13 protein-coding genes are annotated in these 20,004 nt (G+C 36.5%); 2 read left to right on the top strand and 11 right to left on the bottom strand.

The window, feature by feature from the left end; genetic code table 11:
• Positions 1-65: 65 nt before the first annotated feature.
• From QR40_RS21270 to QR40_RS21300, 7 genes are all read right to left on the bottom strand, one after another.
• Positions 66-2,792, bottom strand: a complete 2,727-nt coding sequence (locus QR40_RS21270; RefSeq protein ID WP_044296668.1) for a YfhO family protein — start codon at positions 2,790-2,792, stop codon at positions 66-68.
• Between the two features lie 116 nt (positions 2,793-2,908).
• A complete protein-coding gene (locus tag QR40_RS21275; protein WP_044296669.1) occupies positions 2,909-4,507 on the bottom strand; it encodes an MBOAT family O-acyltransferase in 1,599 nt (532 codons plus the stop codon).
• A gap of 3 nt (positions 4,508-4,510) precedes the next feature.
• Entirely contained in the window at positions 4,511-4,744 is a 234-nt protein-coding gene (locus tag QR40_RS21280) for an acyl carrier protein (RefSeq protein ID WP_044296670.1), read from the bottom strand.
• 1 nt (position 4,745) lies between these two features.
• Positions 4,746-5,630, bottom strand: coding sequence for a formyltransferase family protein (locus QR40_RS30125; RefSeq protein WP_052430979.1), 885 nt, complete (start codon positions 5,628-5,630; stop codon positions 4,746-4,748).
• The gene (locus tag QR40_RS21290; RefSeq protein ID WP_044296671.1) at positions 5,623-7,146 is read right to left on the bottom strand and encodes an amino acid adenylation domain-containing protein; all 1,524 of its coding nucleotides are present in this window, start codon (positions 7,144-7,146) and stop codon (positions 5,623-5,625) included. The genes QR40_RS30125 and QR40_RS21290 overlap by 8 nt, the downstream gene beginning before the upstream one ends.
• Positions 7,147-7,381: 235 nt before the next feature.
• Positions 7,382-9,121: an InlB B-repeat-containing protein gene (locus QR40_RS30130; RefSeq protein WP_052430980.1), complete on the bottom strand. Its 1,740-nt coding sequence runs from the start codon at positions 9,119-9,121 to the stop codon at positions 7,382-7,384.
• Between the two features lie 57 nt (positions 9,122-9,178).
• On the bottom strand, positions 9,179-10,120 hold the full coding sequence (locus QR40_RS21300) for a glycosyltransferase family 2 protein (RefSeq protein ID WP_044296672.1): 942 nt from the start codon (positions 10,118-10,120) through the stop codon (positions 9,179-9,181).
• A 181-nt stretch (positions 10,121-10,301) separates the two neighbouring features.
• On the opposite strand from QR40_RS21300, the gene QR40_RS21305 reads away from it, so the two are divergent.
• Entirely contained in the window at positions 10,302-11,222 is a 921-nt protein-coding gene (locus QR40_RS21305) for a nucleotidyltransferase family protein (protein ID WP_044296673.1), read from the top strand.
• Between the two features lie 129 nt (positions 11,223-11,351).
• Entirely contained in the window at positions 11,352-14,171 is a 2,820-nt protein-coding gene (locus QR40_RS21310; RefSeq protein WP_044296674.1) for a lectin like domain-containing protein, read from the top strand.
• Positions 14,172-14,387: 216 nt separating this feature from the next.
• Here the strand turns inward: QR40_RS21310 and QR40_RS21315 are convergent, their stop codons facing one another.
• From QR40_RS21315 to glf, 4 genes are all read right to left on the bottom strand, one after another.
• Positions 14,388-16,211 carry a hypothetical protein gene (locus QR40_RS21315; RefSeq protein ID WP_044296675.1) on the bottom strand — a complete coding sequence of 608 codons (1,824 nt, stop codon included), beginning with the start codon at positions 16,209-16,211 and terminating at the stop codon, positions 14,388-14,390.
• Between the two features lie 74 nt (positions 16,212-16,285).
• Positions 16,286-17,236 carry a glycosyltransferase family 2 protein gene (locus QR40_RS21320; RefSeq protein ID WP_044296676.1) on the bottom strand — a complete coding sequence of 317 codons (951 nt, stop codon included), beginning with the start codon at positions 17,234-17,236 and terminating at the stop codon, positions 16,286-16,288.
• A 23-nt stretch (positions 17,237-17,259) separates the two neighbouring features.
• Positions 17,260-18,837, bottom strand: coding sequence for a glucosyltransferase domain-containing protein (locus QR40_RS21325; protein ID WP_044296677.1), 1,578 nt, complete (start codon positions 18,835-18,837; stop codon positions 17,260-17,262).
• Between the two features lie 3 nt (positions 18,838-18,840).
• Positions 18,841-19,938 (bottom strand): UDP-galactopyranose mutase, encoded by a 1,098-nt coding sequence (glf, locus tag QR40_RS21330; protein WP_334291799.1) that lies wholly within the window; start codon positions 19,936-19,938, stop codon positions 18,841-18,843.
• Between the last annotated feature and the right edge of the window lie 66 nt (positions 19,939-20,004).

A 20,004-nucleotide genomic window follows, 5' to 3' on the forward strand; every position in this document is an offset into this window, starting at 1 on the left:
AAATTAATTAAAAACATGCAATCTGTCTTTTCCTTTTTAAGAAATATTAAGAAAAACTGCCGTGATTATTTATTCATTTTCCATCGCTTTCCCTTTTTGATTCCTATTAGAATAATCACACCTATCGCACTACAAAAAAGTCCAGCCTTAAGTCCTGGCGTAAAATATTTTAATTCTATTAAATGTGATCCCTTGCCCAGCATAATCCCACTATACATGGTATTCGTACATAAAATCTCTGTTTTGTTACCATCTACATAAGCGGACCACCCTTTTGAATATGGAATGGTCAGACAAAGTAACTTTGGCGAATCCAATTCCATCGTTCCGGAGATTTTATTCGCAGCAAACTCTGTGTTTTGAAGATAATTTTCCTTTAATGCTTCTATGTGTCCAATATAATTATCCATTGGCTGGCAAAGCACTTTCAAGTCTTTAAAAGAATATTTTCCCTTATTCTTAAATTTAATTTTGATGGAATTCAATGCCTTTTTATTATATCCCAGATTAACAGCATGATCGCGTACCCCTTCAAAATATCTGCGATTTGGTGTTAATAAATATAAAAATTTCCTTATTCCATTTGCTTTTACACTGACAGATGCCATTGAATTGCCGTCACCTTTTCCATGATATAACAGACTTTCAAAGTAAAGATAGGTTTCAGAAGCATCCACTCCTTCAAATTCTATGGTTACCGTTGATGGCTTTTTCACCACAAACACTCCGTTTTTATAGGATATGTCTTTCGAGCATTTCATCCGAAACGGTATTTCACGTTCCGAAAATCGGGGGACTGCTTTATTGAAACCTGCCGGTTCCTGCTCCAGAACTGCTCCCTGCATCATTGCCTCTTGTCTTTTTAACGGACTCATATTCTCATACTCATCCTTAGTTATATAACCGGAATAAGTATATCCAAAAGGCAGGCTGTAATTGTTTTTATATATCTGGTAGTTCAGTCCCTCCGTATTTTTATCACTATAAGGTTCATATCCATAAAAAATATTATCTGATTTCCCCTTCTCAATTATTTCATATTTTACATTTGATAAAGTACCCAGCATCGCACGGTTATCAAGACTTTTATAAGAAAAACTGTGGTAAAAACGATTGGCGTTCTGGCTTAAAGCCCTGTATACATTACAGTCTGACTGGCTAAAATAAAAGCTGGTTCCAGCGACTCCATTCAGCATCGCCATATTTGTAGCCGGAGAATTAGAATCCTGATCCAGAATTTCAAATCGATTAAACTCATCGTCACCGATCTTGTTTGCTGCCCCTGACTGGCTGTTTGCCACCTCCTGATAAGCCATTCCTTTTGTCACATAAACATCCCAATTATTATTTCGCGGAAAATAATTCATATTACCATATACTACTATACTGGAAACCGTTACAGCAAAAACGGTAAAATAAGACCATATTTTCATCCTGTTTCGGCAAATCCTGCCTTTTGTGTACATCACAGATAATACTGCCAAAACAACAATCGTAATTACCAGAATGATCCAGGAAGGTATCAAAGACTTATCTATACCTGTTTTTCTTGTTAGAAACAGGTATAGCATCAAATAGCAGACTAACCCGGATGACAAAAATATAATCTGCTTCTTCTTTAATTTTAATAAATCCGGCAGCATGGTTGTCAGTATGAATGCCAGTAAAAAGCAATATCCCCATGACCACCTGTTTGAAACATAAGAAAATCCATTCATAACCCGTCCAACCACCGGAGATAAAAAGAATGCAGACAACACCACAAAACCGATTACCAGCTCTTTATGTTTTTTCCATTCCCAAAACAGCAATAGTAATGCAGGTATTACAATAGCTGCACACCCAAATAGTGTCCAGTTCTTTATCATCTTATAAGACAGCAGATTAAAAGGCAGCGATTTATAATAATCGATATTATAAAACCATTGAAAAGCTCTGTCCACCTGAAAACGTTCACTGGACAATAAAGCCCGTGCATTGGGCAAAAATACCACACATGCCAGCAGCACCCCTGTCAGATAATAACCCGAAAAATTTCTCAGACACAAAAAGAAGTTTTTAACACGATGCTCACGATAAATGAAAAAGAATCGGATTACCGCATAGATTACTATGAGGATACTTAGCATATAGAAAAAATAAAAATTACTGATACCTGATATAAAAACCATTCCTATAAAAAAGAAAGGCTTTTTATTTGCAAAAATCTTTTCAATTCCAATTAGCAGCAACGGCAGATATATCATTGGATTAATAAAAAACGGATGTCTTCCGGCTGTATAGAGTGCAAAAGCGCAAAATGCATATGTAAAAGTCCCGCAAAGTGTTGCGAATCTTCCTTTTTTCATCATTCTGCAATATGCAGAAAAGGCAATACCTGCCAGATACATTCTCAGGAATATCAAAAATTCATATAGATATTCCACTTTGGATTCCGGCACAAATACGGACAAAAGATTTAGCGGATCGCCAATGACATAATAATTTAAGGTACTTAAAACATCGGAACCATATCCTATATTAGCGTCCCAGAGAGGTATGGATAACTTCCCCGTTGAAAACAAAGAAGAAATAATACTTCTTAGATAATTCCCAAAATAAACCAGAGAACTGTAATGCTGATTCAGACCATCAACCTTCCAGATCAAGGATTTACCATCTAACAAAAAACCAAAAAAACACAAAAAAGCCACCGGAATAAACAGTACTGTATAAATCGCATAATAATGAAACCGTTGATTCCTTAAACTTCCGGAATCAGTGCTCCTTAACCCACAAAATATTTTATTCATTTCATAACCTCACTTTGGTATTCTCATTCTCCCCTATTTCTTTTCCTGAAATGTTAAGAAAAGGCTACCTTTCACAAAAGCCCCTGCTTCTGATTCCAATAGCCTTTCAAATCTCGTTAAAATTGTTGATATATAAATTCTGCTGCTGAATAGCCCGGACCATATATCCCGAATACTAATACTAGTATAAGTGCACCCAGATATATCATCCACCGGAAATACAGGTTCTGTCTTGCAATTGATTCCCGGATATGTATCCCTTTTTCCTGAAGATTTCCAACAATTAACATTACAATTATCATAAAAATCAAAACTAATATGTTATAAATAGATAATCCCAGATTTAAAAGCGTTCCATCGAATAACACCCAGGGATTAAATTCCGTGAATGTTCTCTTAATCATATCGACAGCAACTAAAAATGACAACCCTCTGGAAAAAAATCTTCCAAAGCTGCAAATCAAAAATGTACGGACCATCTGGAAAAACCGCCATCCAAAACACTCAGTGTTTACTTTGAATTTCTGCGCCACGCTGATATAAAATGGCTCCAGTAAAATACTGCTGACAATGATAACAGCATTCCAGAGTCCATATCCCACATATTTCCAGCTCGACCCATGCCAGACACCTACCAGCATAAATACAATAAACATGCTTAAAAAAGTTGGCAGTTTTTTGCCAATATAATTGCCAAGAATTTTTCTTGTAGCTTTCCCCAGCTTAGAAAACTGTTTTGACAGGGATAACGGATAAAATACGTAATCCTTCATCCAGCTTCCAAGTGTTATATGCCATCTGCGCCAGAACTCCGCAAGAGACCGCGCAAAATACGGGCGTTCAAAATTCAGAACCAGATCTATGCCAAGGATCTGTGATACTCCACGCGCAATATCCATACCGCCTGAAAAATCTGCATATACCTGAAATCCATACCCTGCTGCTGCGATAAACAGTAAAATTCCACCATAATTTTGATAATTATCAAAAATGGGATTCACAATTACAGCCAGACGGTCTGCTATTACCAGCTTCTTAATAAATCCCCATAGAATCAGCTGCGCACCTTGTGTAACACGATTATACTCGAATTTATGGGATTCATAAAGCTGATGCGCCAGCTGATCATAACGGGCAATTGGCCCTTGAACAATCTGAGGGAAATAAGACATAAACAATGCAAATTTTGCTATATTTCCGTCCGGTTCATACTTCCCTCGATACACATCTACCACATAAGCAATAGACTGGAGTGTGTAGAAAGAGATTCCAAGCGGAAGCAGCAGATTCAATACCGGAATCTTAGCATTACTTCCAAACAATGAAATCACTGAATTCACATTTCCTGCCAGGAAGTTAAAATATTTCAAAAAGATCAGGATACCCAGATTCACCAAAACTGCGTAAAATAATATCCTTCTCTTTTTTGTAGTCTGTTTATTTTTATATTCTTTCTTTTCTTCCCTGCTGAGATTTTTCTTCTGTGCAGCCAGGTACTGGGAGGTTTGTTGATTTACCTTCCCCAGTAAACGTCCCGTCATAAAAGTTACAAGTGTTGTCAGAACTAAAAAAAACAGTAACTTTACACCTGAAAATGCATAGAAAGTATAGCTGGCAATCAAAAGCACGACCCACTGGTATTTCTTCGGTGTCAGAAAGTATGCCGTAAATACTACGAAAAGGAAAACCAAGAATGAGCCTGATACAAAAGCCATATTTTAATCCTCTTCTTGTAGGGAAGTGATCAGCTGCAGCATTGCTTCCACATTATTAAAGTTTTCCGGCATTAAATGTTCTACATTAATTTCAATATCGAATGCATCATTTAGTTCTCCTACCAAAGATACAATATCAAAGGAGTCCAGTACTCCATCGTCAATCAGCTTTGTCTCTGCTTCAAACTCTACATCGGGTCTCAATTCTGTCAAAATCTCCATTAATTCTTCTTTCATGCTATTTACTTCCTTTCTCTGTCTCAAATATTTTTTTTAATGAAATGCTATATCCGTCTTTATCTATATGTAAGCAGTCATCCTGCATTACAACGGAATCTTGTCTGGTACTCTCTCTTTCAATCTTGTACTTTTTCCAGGCATATGTCTTGCCTTCAAATTCAACTTTAGGGGTTCCAAGTGTTTTTAAGACACCATAATCCATCGTTCTGAGAAAGCGGCTTATCTGCTCCCCTGTCCACTGCAGGTCCAGATATCCTCCTCCCGGAACATTTTTATTCAAATTTATTTTGCTGTCGCCGGGAATTATCTGTTTTTGGTATTCGGCTTTATCCGTAAGCAAATCCACTAACACTTCCGTAAATCCTTCATAAGCAAGCCTATTCTGCAGACGCAGCAATTTTATGGAGGTCATGTCTTCTGTAACAGGTGTTTGTTTTTGAATCACAATATCTCCATCGTCTACACCGGGTGTCACACGATGCCAGGTTATACCGGCTTCCTGATCTCCTTCATAAACAGCCCATGCTTCGCCATTACGCCCTCTGTGACGTGGCAGCAATGCATGATGCAGGTTGATGATATTCAGATTACTGTTATCCACCACAGCAGCCGGAAATAAATATGGATTCATAATACTGAAAACCAACGTTTTCGTACCCCAGTTTCTCAGTTCATCCATTATCTCTCTTTTCGATTTTGTGGTATAGGATATATTATCCTTCCTGAAAGATTCCTGCACAATATCGCTGGCTTTCTCTCCTGTATCCCAAAAATAAACCGAAATATCTTTATTCATTTCCCGCACAAATGAAAGACATTGACCGGCGAGCTGGGTTGTTCCCACCACAATAATTTCCTTATAACAAATATTCATCTTATTCATTTTCCATATATTCCTTTTTTAACAATACGCGGTCAATCTTCCCATTTTTGTTAAGCGGCAATGATTCATAATATTTTAATTTATTCGGAAACATATATTTCGGGAGACTCTGACCCATAGATTTAAGAACATCTCTGTCACACTTTTCTCCCGCCTGATAAAACATAACAATTTTCTCTTTTATCTCATCATATATACAGCATGCCGCATCCAGAACCGGAAGTGCATTGGCTACTACTTCTATTTCACCAAGTTCAATTCTGTGTCCCATATGCTTAATCTGATAATCTTTTCTGGAAAGGAACATCAAATTTCCCTCTTTATCATATTTACCCAAATCTCCGGTGCGATAAATTATTTCCGGATAAACATTATTCAGTGGATTCTGGCAAAATGCCTCCCGGGTTTTCTGCGGATTATTGTAATATCCCAGTGCAAGAGAACTTCCTCTTACACAGATTTCCCCTGTCTCATCTTCCTTTGCCTGTTCATTTTTGTCATTCAGCAACAGGATACCGGTGTTTTCGAAGGGTTTACCTATTGGAAGGACCTCTTCATCCTGAAATGCTCTGTCTACCTTATAAAATGTACAGTTACATGTAATTTCAGTAGGACCATACAGGTTAACATACTGAACATCCGGCAGATAGTTCCGCCAATAGTTCAATACACGGTTCGGCATCACTTCACCGGAGAACATAATTGTACGCAAGTGCCGGGGTAATTCCTTATCAAGGGCTTTGAGATTCTGCACAATACGCAGGGCTGATGCAGCCCAGATTACTGTATTCACCTTCTTCTCATTCAAATATGTAATCAATTTTCCAGGAAATGAAAACATTACTTTCGGAATAATATACATAGTCGCTGCATTTTTAAGTGTAGAATAAATGTCTTTTACCGACACGTCAAAGTCAAATGGCGCCTGATTTCCAAAGATACAATCAGGACCAAAATGAAACTCATTGGCAAAATTGTCAACCAGATCGATTACGGAGTGGTGGCCTACCAATACGCCTTTTGGTACACCGGTGGAGCCAGATGTAAAAATAGAATACAGGGGATCCGTATCCAGCCCCGCTTTTCTGATTCTCGCCAGTTCTTTTTCATTAACAGGCTGGCAGCTTAATTCCCCTAAGGCATAGACTTTACATTCATATGGAACATCTGATAAATTTTTTCTCAACTTTTCTGGTGCTATTATTATTTCAGGCAATAAAGTTTCCAGAATCAGTTCAATACGCTTAGCAGGCATTGTCCCATCTACCGGAACATAAAAATTGCCGCTGTAAACCACAGACATAAACGCAATGATACTGTCAACATCCCTGTCAATTAAAACAACGACAGGCTTACCTGTTCTGTTTCCCATTTCTTCTGTCAATCGGCTTCCTGCCGCTTTCGCCTGCTCTTGTAATTCTCTATAGGTAATACTTTTTAATTCATCTGAAAATGCTTTTTTCTCCGGATACTGCAGTGCAGCGTTCTCCAGAAAATCCAAAATATTCCTCTGCATTATGACCTCCCTGATCAAACATGATTCATACTACAATAACATATTTTTAATATATTTGCAATATTTGTAAATCATTTTCCTCATGCAAATGAATAATTAACCATTAATGATTTTTTGATTATAATCAAAAAACGGGTGCAGAAGTCTGCGCCTCCTACACCCAATGTCTTTGCTTTTTAAATTATACTTTTAAATCTCCGGATTTTTCAAATATTACAAGCATATGACAAAAATATTACAATTCCTTGTTTTCATCTGTTTCTTTCTGATCTAACCTGCGCCTTCTTCTGCGCCTGTCTTTAATAATACGACGCTTCCTTCTCCTAATGGTCAAAATTGTATATCCAATTACCAGTATTAGAATGACTATTCCAATTATTATACACATAGGAACGAAATCAGATATATAAATAACATGTATTTTATGATTTTCCTGGATATTTACAAATTTATACGAATCCTGAAATTCACTCCTGCTGACAAATCTGCCATCCACCAGAATTCCTAATAATACGGCATCTTCTTTTGGTTGATATTCCACCGTGAAGCCAGTATCCCGGTATACCTTCGCGGCGCCGTCACTTATCTTTCCGTTGGTCACCTTTGTAGTAATTTCAAAAGTAGGTATTTCCTTAAATTTCACCTCGATACTATGCTGATCCTGTACATTCTCAAAAGTATACTCTGTTTCATGGCCTTTAATGTCAATCGCTTTTCCATCCACTACTATTGACTCTAATTCATAATGCTCGTCCGGCTGGTAGGATACTGTATAACTCTTATCCCGATATACGGATTTTGTCTTATGTATAGTACCGTTCGTAACCTTTGTGTCTATTTTATATTTTGGTATTTTTGAAAATTCTACAGAAATACTATGATCTTCATTCACATTCGTAAAGGTATATTCTGAAGGATATTTTTGAATATCAACTTCTTTTCCATCTACTGTAACGCTTTTCACCTCATAATTTTTATTCGGCTGGTAGGTCATTTTGTATTCCCCACCTGGTTCTACCTGAGCATTGCTTTCACTTACGGTGCCATTCTGCGCTTTCGCTTCTATATTATATACAATCGGAACGGTTGCTGAATAAAACCGGATTCTTCTGGGGGAAGCAACCCCCGTACTAATAATAAATTTTCCGGGTTCCACCATACAGATATCCTCTGCTTCCCGCTTCTCTTCATAATCTGCAAAATCAATATAATACCTGCCTAACAATTTTCCCTGAGAAATGGAATAGACCTGTATATAATTATTCACTCCGGAGCTCAATTCATATGATACACTGATAATATAATCTCCCGAAACACAAAAGTCCTGAAACGTAGTTCCTGTCGTACGTTTCACACCTTCAATTTTAGATAAGATATTGAAATCTGCATCCGTTACCAAAAAAGAATATCCTCCGGATCGTCCCATCTGTAATATATACTGGTTCGTCTGAGGATTATAATCAACTCCCGAAAAAAATATCTCTTCATCTAATATTTTTATCGTTCTCTTATATTCCAGCGTATCTGCATCTGCTACCATAAGACTTCCAAAGTTATCCGGATTATCGGGATTTCCTGTAGCAATGTACAATTCATTTGTATTGGGATTAAATGTCATCCCGTTTCCGTGTTCATAGTCCGTCACTCTGGTATGTCGTGCATAACTGTATTGTGGTACAGTATAACCATCTTCATCTTTATCAGTCTTATAAAACGCTATCAGCGTATCCGGTTCCCCTTTTTGTCCGTTTTCCAAACACACCAGATACTTATCCGTAGCGCACATTGCCTGTGTCCATCCATTCTCATCCACAACAGAAGCTTCATGATCGTACTCCCACTGTATGCCGTCAAATCCATCCGGACTTTTCAATGTAGCCGCAAAAACGTTCCTTATGGGATATAGCAGAAAGACAATCACTGCTATCCCAAAAAACAAACCTAGTAATCTGCCTGTTTTGTTACTTAAAATCATTTTTTCCCCTTTAGTTACATCCTTTTCTAAATGACCTGCTGAATCCGCATCATTTATTTAATCTTCAGTTACGCTTCCCTGTCCACCAACCTTCTTCGATATCAAATATCTTGGTCTTCCCTTTACCTCTTCATAAATCTTAGAAATATAATAACCAATGATACCCAGACTCATCATAATGATACTGCCAATCAGCAATATTAACAGGATTACAGTGGTAAATCCCTCCACAGCATGTCCTGAAAAATATTTATACAAAGATTGAATTCCAAGAAAAACACCCAGGAAAAACACAAAAACCCCTGCTACTGTTACAAACTGCATGGGTGCTGTCGAAAAAGCCACAATATTTGTAACTGCATATTTTATCAAAGACCAGGTAGACCACTTAGATTCCCCATCGATTCTTTCATGAACATCAAATTCTACCGTGGTTCCCCTATATCCTACCCAGGAAGACAATGCCCGGAAAAATGCATTTCTTTCCGGCATATTCAGCAGAGAATTAACCGCCTTGCGATCCATCAGTTTATAATCCGATGCCCTGGACATATCAATCTTTACTGCACGTGACATAATCTTATAAAACATCCCCGCACTGGCCTTGTGGAGTACGCTCTCCCTGCCTCTGCTTTTTTTCACACCTTCAACAATTTCATACCCCTGTTCCCACAGATGGTACATTTCTACCAGAGTCTCCGGCGGATGCTGCAGGTCACAATCCATCACAACACAACAATCCCCGCCGGCATTGGCCAGCCCTGCAAATATTGCAGATTCTTTTCCAAAATTTCTGGAAAAATGGATTCCAATGATGTTTTCTTTTTTCCTGCTCAGCTTTTCTATTTCATTCCAGGTTTCGTCCTTTGATCCATCATTTACAAAAACAAATTCATAGACTATATGTTCTTTTTCCAGTACTTTTCCAATCGCTTCTGCCGCTTTTGACACCATGCGTTCCTCATTATACGCTGGAATAACTACGGATAATAAAGCCATAATATTATATTCCTTTCCAAATTTAGTTATTTAGCATTTGGATTAATATTACACCAAAAAATTGGCATCGTCAAAGAATTTAACATTAATTTTTCTTAAGATCCCCTTTTTGGATGTTCATTTCCATTTTTATATGCTATACTGACTATATTATGAAAAAACAATATCAAGGAGAAGAATTATGAAAGACACAACACTGGTAATCATGGCTGCCGGAATCGGAAGCCGATTTGGAGGAGGTATCAAACAACTGGAACCTGTTGGACCAGCTGGTGAAATCATCATGGATTATTCGATACATGATGCCCTGGAAGCCGGATTTAATAAAATTGTATTTATTATCCGAAAAGATCTGGAAAAAGATTTTAAGGAAATCATCGGCAGACGCATCGAAAAAATTGCTGATGTATCCTACGCCTTCCAGGAATTAGACGATCTTCCTGAAGGATTTACCAAACCTGCTGACCGGACAAAGCCCTGGGGAACCGGACAGGCAATACTTTGCTGTAAGGGTTTGCTCAATGACCCATTTATCGTTATCAATGCAGATGACTATTATGGAAAAGAAGCATTTGTAAAAATTCATGACTATTTAGAAAACTGGGCTCCTGTCCCCGGTAAGTTTAATTTCTGTATGGCAGGCTTTATATTAGGCAATACATTAAGCGACAATGGAGGCGTAACCAGAGGCGTTTGTAATATCGACCAAAATTACCATCTCGTAGATGTAGATGAAACTTCGGACATCATCAAAACAAAAGAAGGTGCTGCGATCTGTTTGGAAGACGGTACACAAAAACCAATTGATGCCAAGAGTTATGTTTCCATGAATATGTGGGGCTTTACACCGGATTTACTGGACGAGCTGGAAACAGGTTTTGCAGAATTTCTCTCCGGCATAAAAGAAGGTGATTTAAAGAAAGAATACCTGCTTCCGATTATCGTTGATCAGATGATCAAATCTGGCAAAGCCCAGGTAACTTTATTAGAAACAAATGATAAATGGTTTGGTGTTACATATAAAGAAGACAAAGATACCGTAGTAGCATCTTTCCGGAAACTGATTGCAGACGGCGTTTATTCAAACCCTTTATTACGGTGAGCAACGAACCAAATAGATACGCTTACGGGAACAGTTGGTGACTGCCGTGAGGATCACACCCCTGTTGCAATGTAACAAATTTTATGCCCCGTTGCCTTCGGCGGGGTTTTTGACTTTAGGAGTGATTTAATGAAAAAATCAAAATTAGCAATATCTCTTATTTTGAGTATTTCACTTTCTACCATGGCTCCGGCAGACACTGTTTTGGCTGCCGGTACGCCGGAAAGCGTCAATATTCAAAAGCAAAAAGCTTCTGCTTCGCAGATTGCTGAAAACGAATCTGAAACATTAGCAAACAATAACAAAGATAAAATATCAAACAATAACAATACCACAGATAAAAAAAACAACTTAGAAAATAACAGTGGAGCTGAAATGAACAGCGAAACTGAAGTAACGAATACATCAGATGAATCCGATATATCGGAAGAAAACATAACGACTACAGAAGCTCCGTCAATGAGTACAGAAACACCGGAAACTGATTTACCAACTTCTGCAGAGACTTCCGCTCAGACGGAACCACAGACAATTACCGAGCCACAATCTGACACAATATCAGAGCCTCAATCAAACAAATCCGGCTCATTGAAGAAGAAATCCAATCGTGCTGGTAAAAAGGAATCCGAAACAGAGAAAATTCCAGATCTGGATTACGTGCTTGGAAGACCCATGACCCAGGAAGAACTGGATCAGCAGCAATCCATGGCTCCCCAGCTGATAACGCTTCCATCCTTTGGCATGCCCGCCTTAAATGCAAATGGCGGCACTGCTCCCCGAGCCAGGGCATCCTTTCCTTCTTATTACAGCAGCCGTGATCTGGGATTTGTAACGGGCGTGCGGGATCAGCGGCCATGGGATACCTGTTGGGCATTTTCTTCCCTCGCCTGCGGTGAAACATCCTTATTAAAAAAGGGGCTTGCTACATCATCCCTGGATCTTTCCGAACGGCATCTGGCATACTTTTTCTATAATACGGCGAATGATCCTCTTAAACTTACACTCAATGACAGAAACCTTCCTATATCTCCAAACCTAAACTATCTGGAGACAGGTGGTAACAATTTATTTACCATATTTACCCTGGCCAAATGGGTAGGTGCAGCCGATGAATCGGTAGCTCCTTACAGCAATGATCCATTCAAATTTCCCGGCGGCTTAAATTCCGATTTAGCCTATTCTGATAAAGCACATTTGCAAAATGCATATATTATCCCATCGGCTTCCATGGATGACATGAAATCACTGATTCTGTCCCAAGGTGCCATCGCAGCAAATTTGTACATTGACCCCAATAATTACTTTAACTATTATAACCCAAATACTGCTTCCTATTGTTATGTGGCAAAAGGAGCTGTAAACAGCCAAAACCATACAGTAGAAATTGTTGGCTGGGATGATAATTATAAGAGAACGAATTTCCTTTCCGGAAAGCAGCCATCCCGCAATGGTGCATGGCTTGCCAAAAACAGCTGGGGCAGCAACTGGGGGAAAGAAGGCTACTTCTGGATTTCTTATGAAGATGCTTTTATTAGCAGCGGAGACGGGGATGCAACAGGTGTTGCATTTGATTTTGGATTAGTCGATAACTATGATCACAATTACCAGTATGATGGATCCAGCGGAAATTCCTATAACATGTATAGTGGAACCACTTCCGTTTCTAATGTTTATACTGCCATGGGGAATGCTAAGGGAGCGGATGAACTTTTAGAAGCCGTATCTTTTGCTCATTATACTCCCGGTGTAAATTATTCGATTCAGATATATAAAAATCTCAAAGATGCCTCCAATCCAACCAGTGGTACAAAAATGTTGTCGAAGCCGCAAAAAGGAGTAAGTCAGTACGCCGGTTATCAAACAATTACGCTGGATAAGCCGGTAACACTGTCTAAAGGAGAAACCTTTGCTATTGTAATTCAATTAACACCCCCCGGCGATTCCCCGCTGTATATTTTCATGGACCGCACATATACCAATGGCTCCTGGGTGAGATTTATTTCCACCTCAAATAAAAATCAAAGTTTTATCCAAAAGGATTCCGATAAAACCTGGCAGGATGCACATAGTATGGCCGGTTCCAAAGGTGATACGGTACGTATAAAAGCATTTACATCTGATCTGAAAACAGTTTCACCTAAAAATTTATCATTGAAAGCAAGTAAAACATCTACTTATGTAGGCAGAGAGATCAGCATAGATGCTGCATTTTCCCCTAAGAAAAGCACGGTTTCTTCTGTCACCTGGAAGTCATCTAATTCAAAAGTTGTCAAAATAACTTCTTCCGGTGGTAAAAAGGCAACTGCTGCTGCCGTTGGATATGGAAGCGCTAAAATAACAGCAACCACATCAAATGGTCTGTCAAAAAGTATTACCATCAAAGTAACCCGGCCGAATTTTGAAAAGGTCACTGCCAGAGGATATAAAAGTATTAATTTGAGCTGGTATAAAGTGTATGGTGCAAAAGGCTATGCAATTTATCGCAGTACAAGCAAAAATGGCACCTATAAAAAAATAGCTACAATTAAGAACCCCGGAACAACCACTTATATCGATAAAGGGCTGACCACAGGACGAACCTACTACTACCAGCTCCGCTCTTATAAGGTATCCGGTGGCAAAAAAGTATACAGCAACCGCTCCTATATCAGTTCCTGTAAGCCGGCTCCACAGGCTCCAAAATTAAATGGACTTACCCTATCAGGCAGCTCTAAAGCAAAAGTAACCTGGAAATCAGTCTCTGGAGCCAGCGGCTATCAGGTATACCGCAGTAACGCTAAAAACGGTGAATATAAGCGCGTTCGAACAACTACCGGCAAAACAAGTACTACTTATTATAATAATCTGATAGATAATGGAACGTATTATTATAAAGTGAGGGCTTACCGGGTTGTGAAGGGTAAGAAAGTATATGGGGCATATTCAGAGGTTAAGAGTATTACAAAATAAACGAAATGCAGGTATGTTTATAGTACTCATATTTCCGAGTGATATTATAATACTCTTTGTATGATACCATATCAGATATTTCTTTATTAAGTCAGGATCATGTATGCCTCACATTTGACATACTTATTTGACGCTTAATATATAAGTAAAATAATGGGTTGGCAGATAATATTAATTATTATCCGCCAGCCCATTTATTTTATTTAGAATGATTTTTTACTTTTTCCAATACTTCTGTATTTCACCTGTCCACTCGCCCTTGGCATAGACAAATTCATTTTTATCCAATGGAATACACTGATACCCCATTTGGTACAGCTTTTCCACTTCAGCGCTATTGCTAAAAATAATTGCCTGGTCATCTTCTCTTTCAGGAAGCTCCGGTATCACTTCATAACGGTTTAACATAAACTGATAAAGATAAAAGATCTGGTGATCTGTCTTTTTTGTGGCATCATAAACATATAATTTCTTTGGCAATTCAACTTTATCTTCCATTTTCTGTACTAAAGCATATCCGGCATTGGCCTTCTTCATATTCTTTTTAGACGCATATTGATCAAAATAGACGCTGGTATATACATACTGGAACATACAGAGACCACACACAATCATTACCGGGATAATCGTTTTATTTTTTTTATATAAATAAATAATCAGTAAAAATACGACAATCGTTATTACACCACCTGGCAAGAAAGTCATTAAATCTACTTTTTGCCCTGGTTTTGAGAGTGACAAAGCAATAAATACTTCTTTTGTAACTCCATTATTTTTTATAAATGGTAAAATTGCACCTGACCAAAATACCTGCAGTATGATAAAGATAATCAATGCAGGTTTAAAATAACGTTTAAACCAATCCAGATTTTTGTAACCACAAACAAATCCAACCATGATTCCCGGACCGAGATAAGGACCAAAGTAGCGGATGTACGTGATTGCTTTCATTGCATATATTTCCGTACCAAAACCATCTTTGACTCCCTCAATTACACCGGGAAGCCAGCTGATTGTTTGAGCTACAATTGTCATTCCAACACAAGCTAATAAATAAACTGAAATTAGAAAATAAAGTTCTTTGTGCTCTAGTATCGTATGATTCTTGTTTTTTAACTTGTCCCGAAGCATACCGAAAAATAACCAGGTCATGAAGACAAAACACAGAATCATGAAACCTCCTGTGAAAACTGAAATAGTATTCAGCTGACCCAGGAACACAGCTAATGCTGAAAACCAGGTGGTAGGATCCAGTATTTTAAAGTTAATAGAAACATTAATCGCTCCGTTACGAACAGTCTCTCCATTTTCAGCTGCCCATACAGTCTTTTGTACCAAGGCTACAAACTGATTACCTCCAAAATAACCGATAATGCCGCCAAACAATACAACCAGCTTAGATACAAGCCAACTTCTATATAAATAAAAATATAGTAGTACCACAAACGCACAGGCAATCCATAAAGTCAATGCACGTGTATGAACTGTTAGACCATATGCCAGAGTTAACATTAGTATTCCTGTCAGGATACTTGTTTTAACTTTCTGTCCGATACTCTTTTTTAATTCTAAAAAAAGTAAAGTTACAATCCAGGTTAATAGTATCAAAATATGTTCATTATAAGTTCTGTTCGGAAACGTCACCACCATATAAGAACAAGCTATAGAAAAGACACATAGAACCTTTCCATTTCGGATCTCAAAATGACGCTGCATAATAACAAAAGCAACTACAGCAACAATAGCCTGCGCCAAAGATGCGCCAATCAACATGCACTTATATATTATGAAAGGATTATCTGTCAACTTAAACAGCCAGAAAAACAATCCATAAAATCCACTTCCATAATATCCAGCTTTCGAAATCACCGCTGACCAGTCTAATCCCGCAAAATGAGCTGCCCCTGACAGGGTTGCTATCTCGTCCGATATCATACGTACCGGATATTCCTGTAAGCACAAATATACCCTTGGTAAAAACGCTATTAAAAAAGCTATGATCAGATAAATATAGTTATGTTTAGTAATTGTTTTCTTCACAATCGTTTCCTTTCATCTATACAGCCTCAAACATGACACTCTTATATCAAAAATAATTATTACCATATTTTTAACTATTTTTCTGTCTTGTCATCCAATAAATTTGATTCTTTACAGATATAAATTGGCCGGTCTTTTACTTCTAAATAAGTCTTTGCCAAATATTCTCCCAATATTCCCATACAAAATAATTGTATGCCACCAACAAATAAGATAATACAAGCCAAAGATGGCCAACCTGCTACCGGGTCCTGAAAAATCAAAGCTCTTAGAAAAATTATTATAACAAACAAAAATGCCAATAAACAAAATAACAAACCTGAAATTGTTGCAATAGATAGTGGTACTATAGAAAATGCCACGATTCCTTCTATGCTATATAATAGAAGTTTCCAAAATGACCATTTGGTTTCTCCTGCAACCCGTTCTACATTTTCAAATTCCAACCATTTTGTATTATACCCAACCCAGCCGAATAATCCTTTTGAAAACCGGTTGTACTCTTTTATTTCTAACAGGCTATTTGCAAACTGCCTGGTCATTAAACGATAATCCCTGGCACCATCCACAATTTCTGTCTTTGATATTCGATTTATAATGCGGTAAAACCTCCGGGCGAAAAACGACCTTATAGGAGGTTCACCTTTTCGGCTTACACGTCTGGTGGCAACAGAATCATACCCTTCTTCTTTAATAGCTTTCATCATCTCAGGCAATAGACGAGGAGGATCCTGCAGATCCACATCCATAATTACGACATAATCTCCTGTCGATTTTGAAATACCGGCAAAAATTGCCGCTTCTTTTCCAAAGTTTCTGGAAAAAGAAATATATTTAATTTGATGATCCTTCTCTGCAAATTCTTTTGCAATTTTTAGTGTTTGGTCTTTAGAACCGTCATCTACAAAAATAATTTCAAATTCAAACTCACTCATATTTTTTTCGACTGCACATATTTCTTTGTAGAAATATGGTATCGCTTCTTCTTCATTGTAGCATGGGACTACAACTGATATTTTTTCCATTTTTCTCTCCTTGTACGCAATACTTATTGTAGCTGATATACATTACCATAGTTAGGGCTATATAAATATTGTGCTGTCGAATATCTAGTATATAATTGTAATATTTGCTGTATAATTTCATCTTGATCTAATGTAGCTGATACATAAATCTGTATTTTATCAAAATCTTTATATTTATTCATCTCTAAAATATTAATCTGATTATTTGGAATAAATACCAGATTGTTATAATTGTCTAATTCTAAATAACTAGACATTAATTTCCACTGCTGATTATCATAAATACAAAGTAATGTATCAGGACTACTTTCTTTGGAAATCTCTATATTTTTACCTTCTTCTTTAAACATATAGGGTATTCCTAATTTATAACTATAACTCATAAAAAAAGAACTTATAATTAGAATAGCTATGTATTCTTTATGTAACATTTTATTGCCTTTTATCTGAATGAACTCCCAATAAATAATTAAAATAAATGAGATCCAAATAAAGGGGTAAATACAAAACACATATCTATCAGTTAAATATGGAGATATTTTAACCACCAATAAAAAGTATGTAACTACAGGAAATATTAAAACCATATAATTTTTGAAAACCCAAAATAGTCTTACTTCTATTTTCTTTAAATTTAGACTAACAGTCAATAATATTAAAATCACCAGAATAGCTGTACTCAATCTGCTCCCAAAAATTTGGTTCTTAATTATTTCAAAATATGTTGCTAATCTGTTTCCAAAATCTGAACTTGCTAAATTTTGAAACGATTCTATTCCTCTGTACCCATTTCCAAAAATTTGTGTTATCATTGATGGAAAAATTATTATTGATAGAATACCTGAAATTGCTAATGATATACAATATTTTAAAACATCCTGCCAATATTTTTTTCTTATCAAATGTAAACCAAAAAATAAACATATGAAAAACAAAAAAATCAAAAAATAATATTGAGTCAAAGTTCCACAAATTGACACAATTGTAAGTAAAACATAGAATTTATAATCTAATTTTTGCTTCTTATAATATTTTAAATGTAAAAACGATACGCTTAAAACCCATATAGATAAAAATACATACATCCTAATAAAAAGTATGCTATTGATTGTTCCGGGTGATAAAGCAAATGTAGCTGCTACAATCAATGATAATATACTTTTTTTACTAATCTCTTTTGTTATAAAATAAACTAAAATAGTAACAAATAAAGCTAAAAAAATATTAATTCCTATTCCTATCCATTTAGTAAAAATACCTGGTATTAATGAAGATACTGTATGAACTAGCGTATAATAAAAAGGAGGATGTACATCTCTACTTTGATTTTCCCAGACCCCCTTATAATCAAAGCGAGTCTCCTGATCTACAACAAAACACTTTAGAAAAGGATTTGTATTAGTATAAATTTTACCATTCTCTATAGGATCACTTAATCCAAATACACCATTTGATAACTGATAAGTTAAATATTCATCTATATGAAAAGCTTCTTTTTTATTACCTGCATACATATATATAACTGATTGAAATGTTAAAATCGCAAGCATTATAAAAATAATATTTTTATTTGTCCTCATAATATTTTTCATCTTTTTCATATCTTACAGTTCCTTTTCCACACACTCCAATGCCTGTTGAATGACATTATGCATATCATAATATTTGTATTCAGCTAATCTACCCCCAAAAATCACCTTTTTTTCTTTGTCCGCCAACGCTTTATATTTTGCAAACAACTCACTATTTTTATCATCATTAATCGGATAATATGGTTCTGCCCCATCTTCCCATTGTTTTGGATATTCTTTTGTAATAACTGTTTTCTCTTGCTCACCAAATTCAAAATGCTTATGTTCAATTATTCTGGTATATGGAACTTCAAATTCTGTATAGTTAATTACAGCATTTCCCTGATAATTTTCCTCATCAATTATTTCCGTCTCAAAATCCAGACTTCTATATTCCAGAGTACCATAATAGTGATTATAGAATTCATCAATCATTCCAGTAAACACTGTCTTTTTTGCGATGGAATCTAGTTCCGACCGAACAGCAAAATAATCTGTATTTAAGTGAACTTCGCTACCTTCTAACATTTTTTCAATGATCTGCGTATATCCTCCTATAGGAATACCTTGATACAAATCATTAAAATAATTGTTATCATAAGTAAAACGAACAGGAAGGCGTTTAATTATAAAACTTGGTAGTTCCGTACACAATTTCCCCCATTGCTTCTGTGTATAACCCTTCACCAATTTTTCATAGATATCTTTTCCTACCAACGAAATTGCCTGTTCTTCTAAGTTTTTCGGATCTGTAATACCGCTCTCCTCAATCTGATCAATAATTTTTTTCTTTGCCTGATTAGGTGTAACCACCCCCCACATTTTATTAAATGTATTCATATTAAAAGGCATATTAAATATTTCTCCTTTATAATATGCAACTGGAGAATTTGTATAACGATTAAATTCAGAAAACTGATTTATATAATCCCATACTTTTTTATTACTTGTGTGAAAAATATGGGCACCATATTTATGAACTTGAATACCCTCTATTTCTTCTGTATATATATTACCTCCTATATGGCTTCTCTTGTCAATAACTAGACATGATTTTCCTTTTTTTATTGCCTCATGGGCAAATATAGCTCCAAACAAACCCGCTCCTACTATCAAATAATCATACATAATATTTTACATCTCCCTTTTCATAATACTCAAACTCACTCAAGAATAGAAATATCTCTTTCACTTTTG

The sequence above is a fragment of the Robinsoniella peoriensis genome, from assembly GCF_000797495.1.
Lineage (GTDB): Bacteria > Bacillota > Clostridia > Lachnospirales > Lachnospiraceae > Robinsoniella > Robinsoniella peoriensis.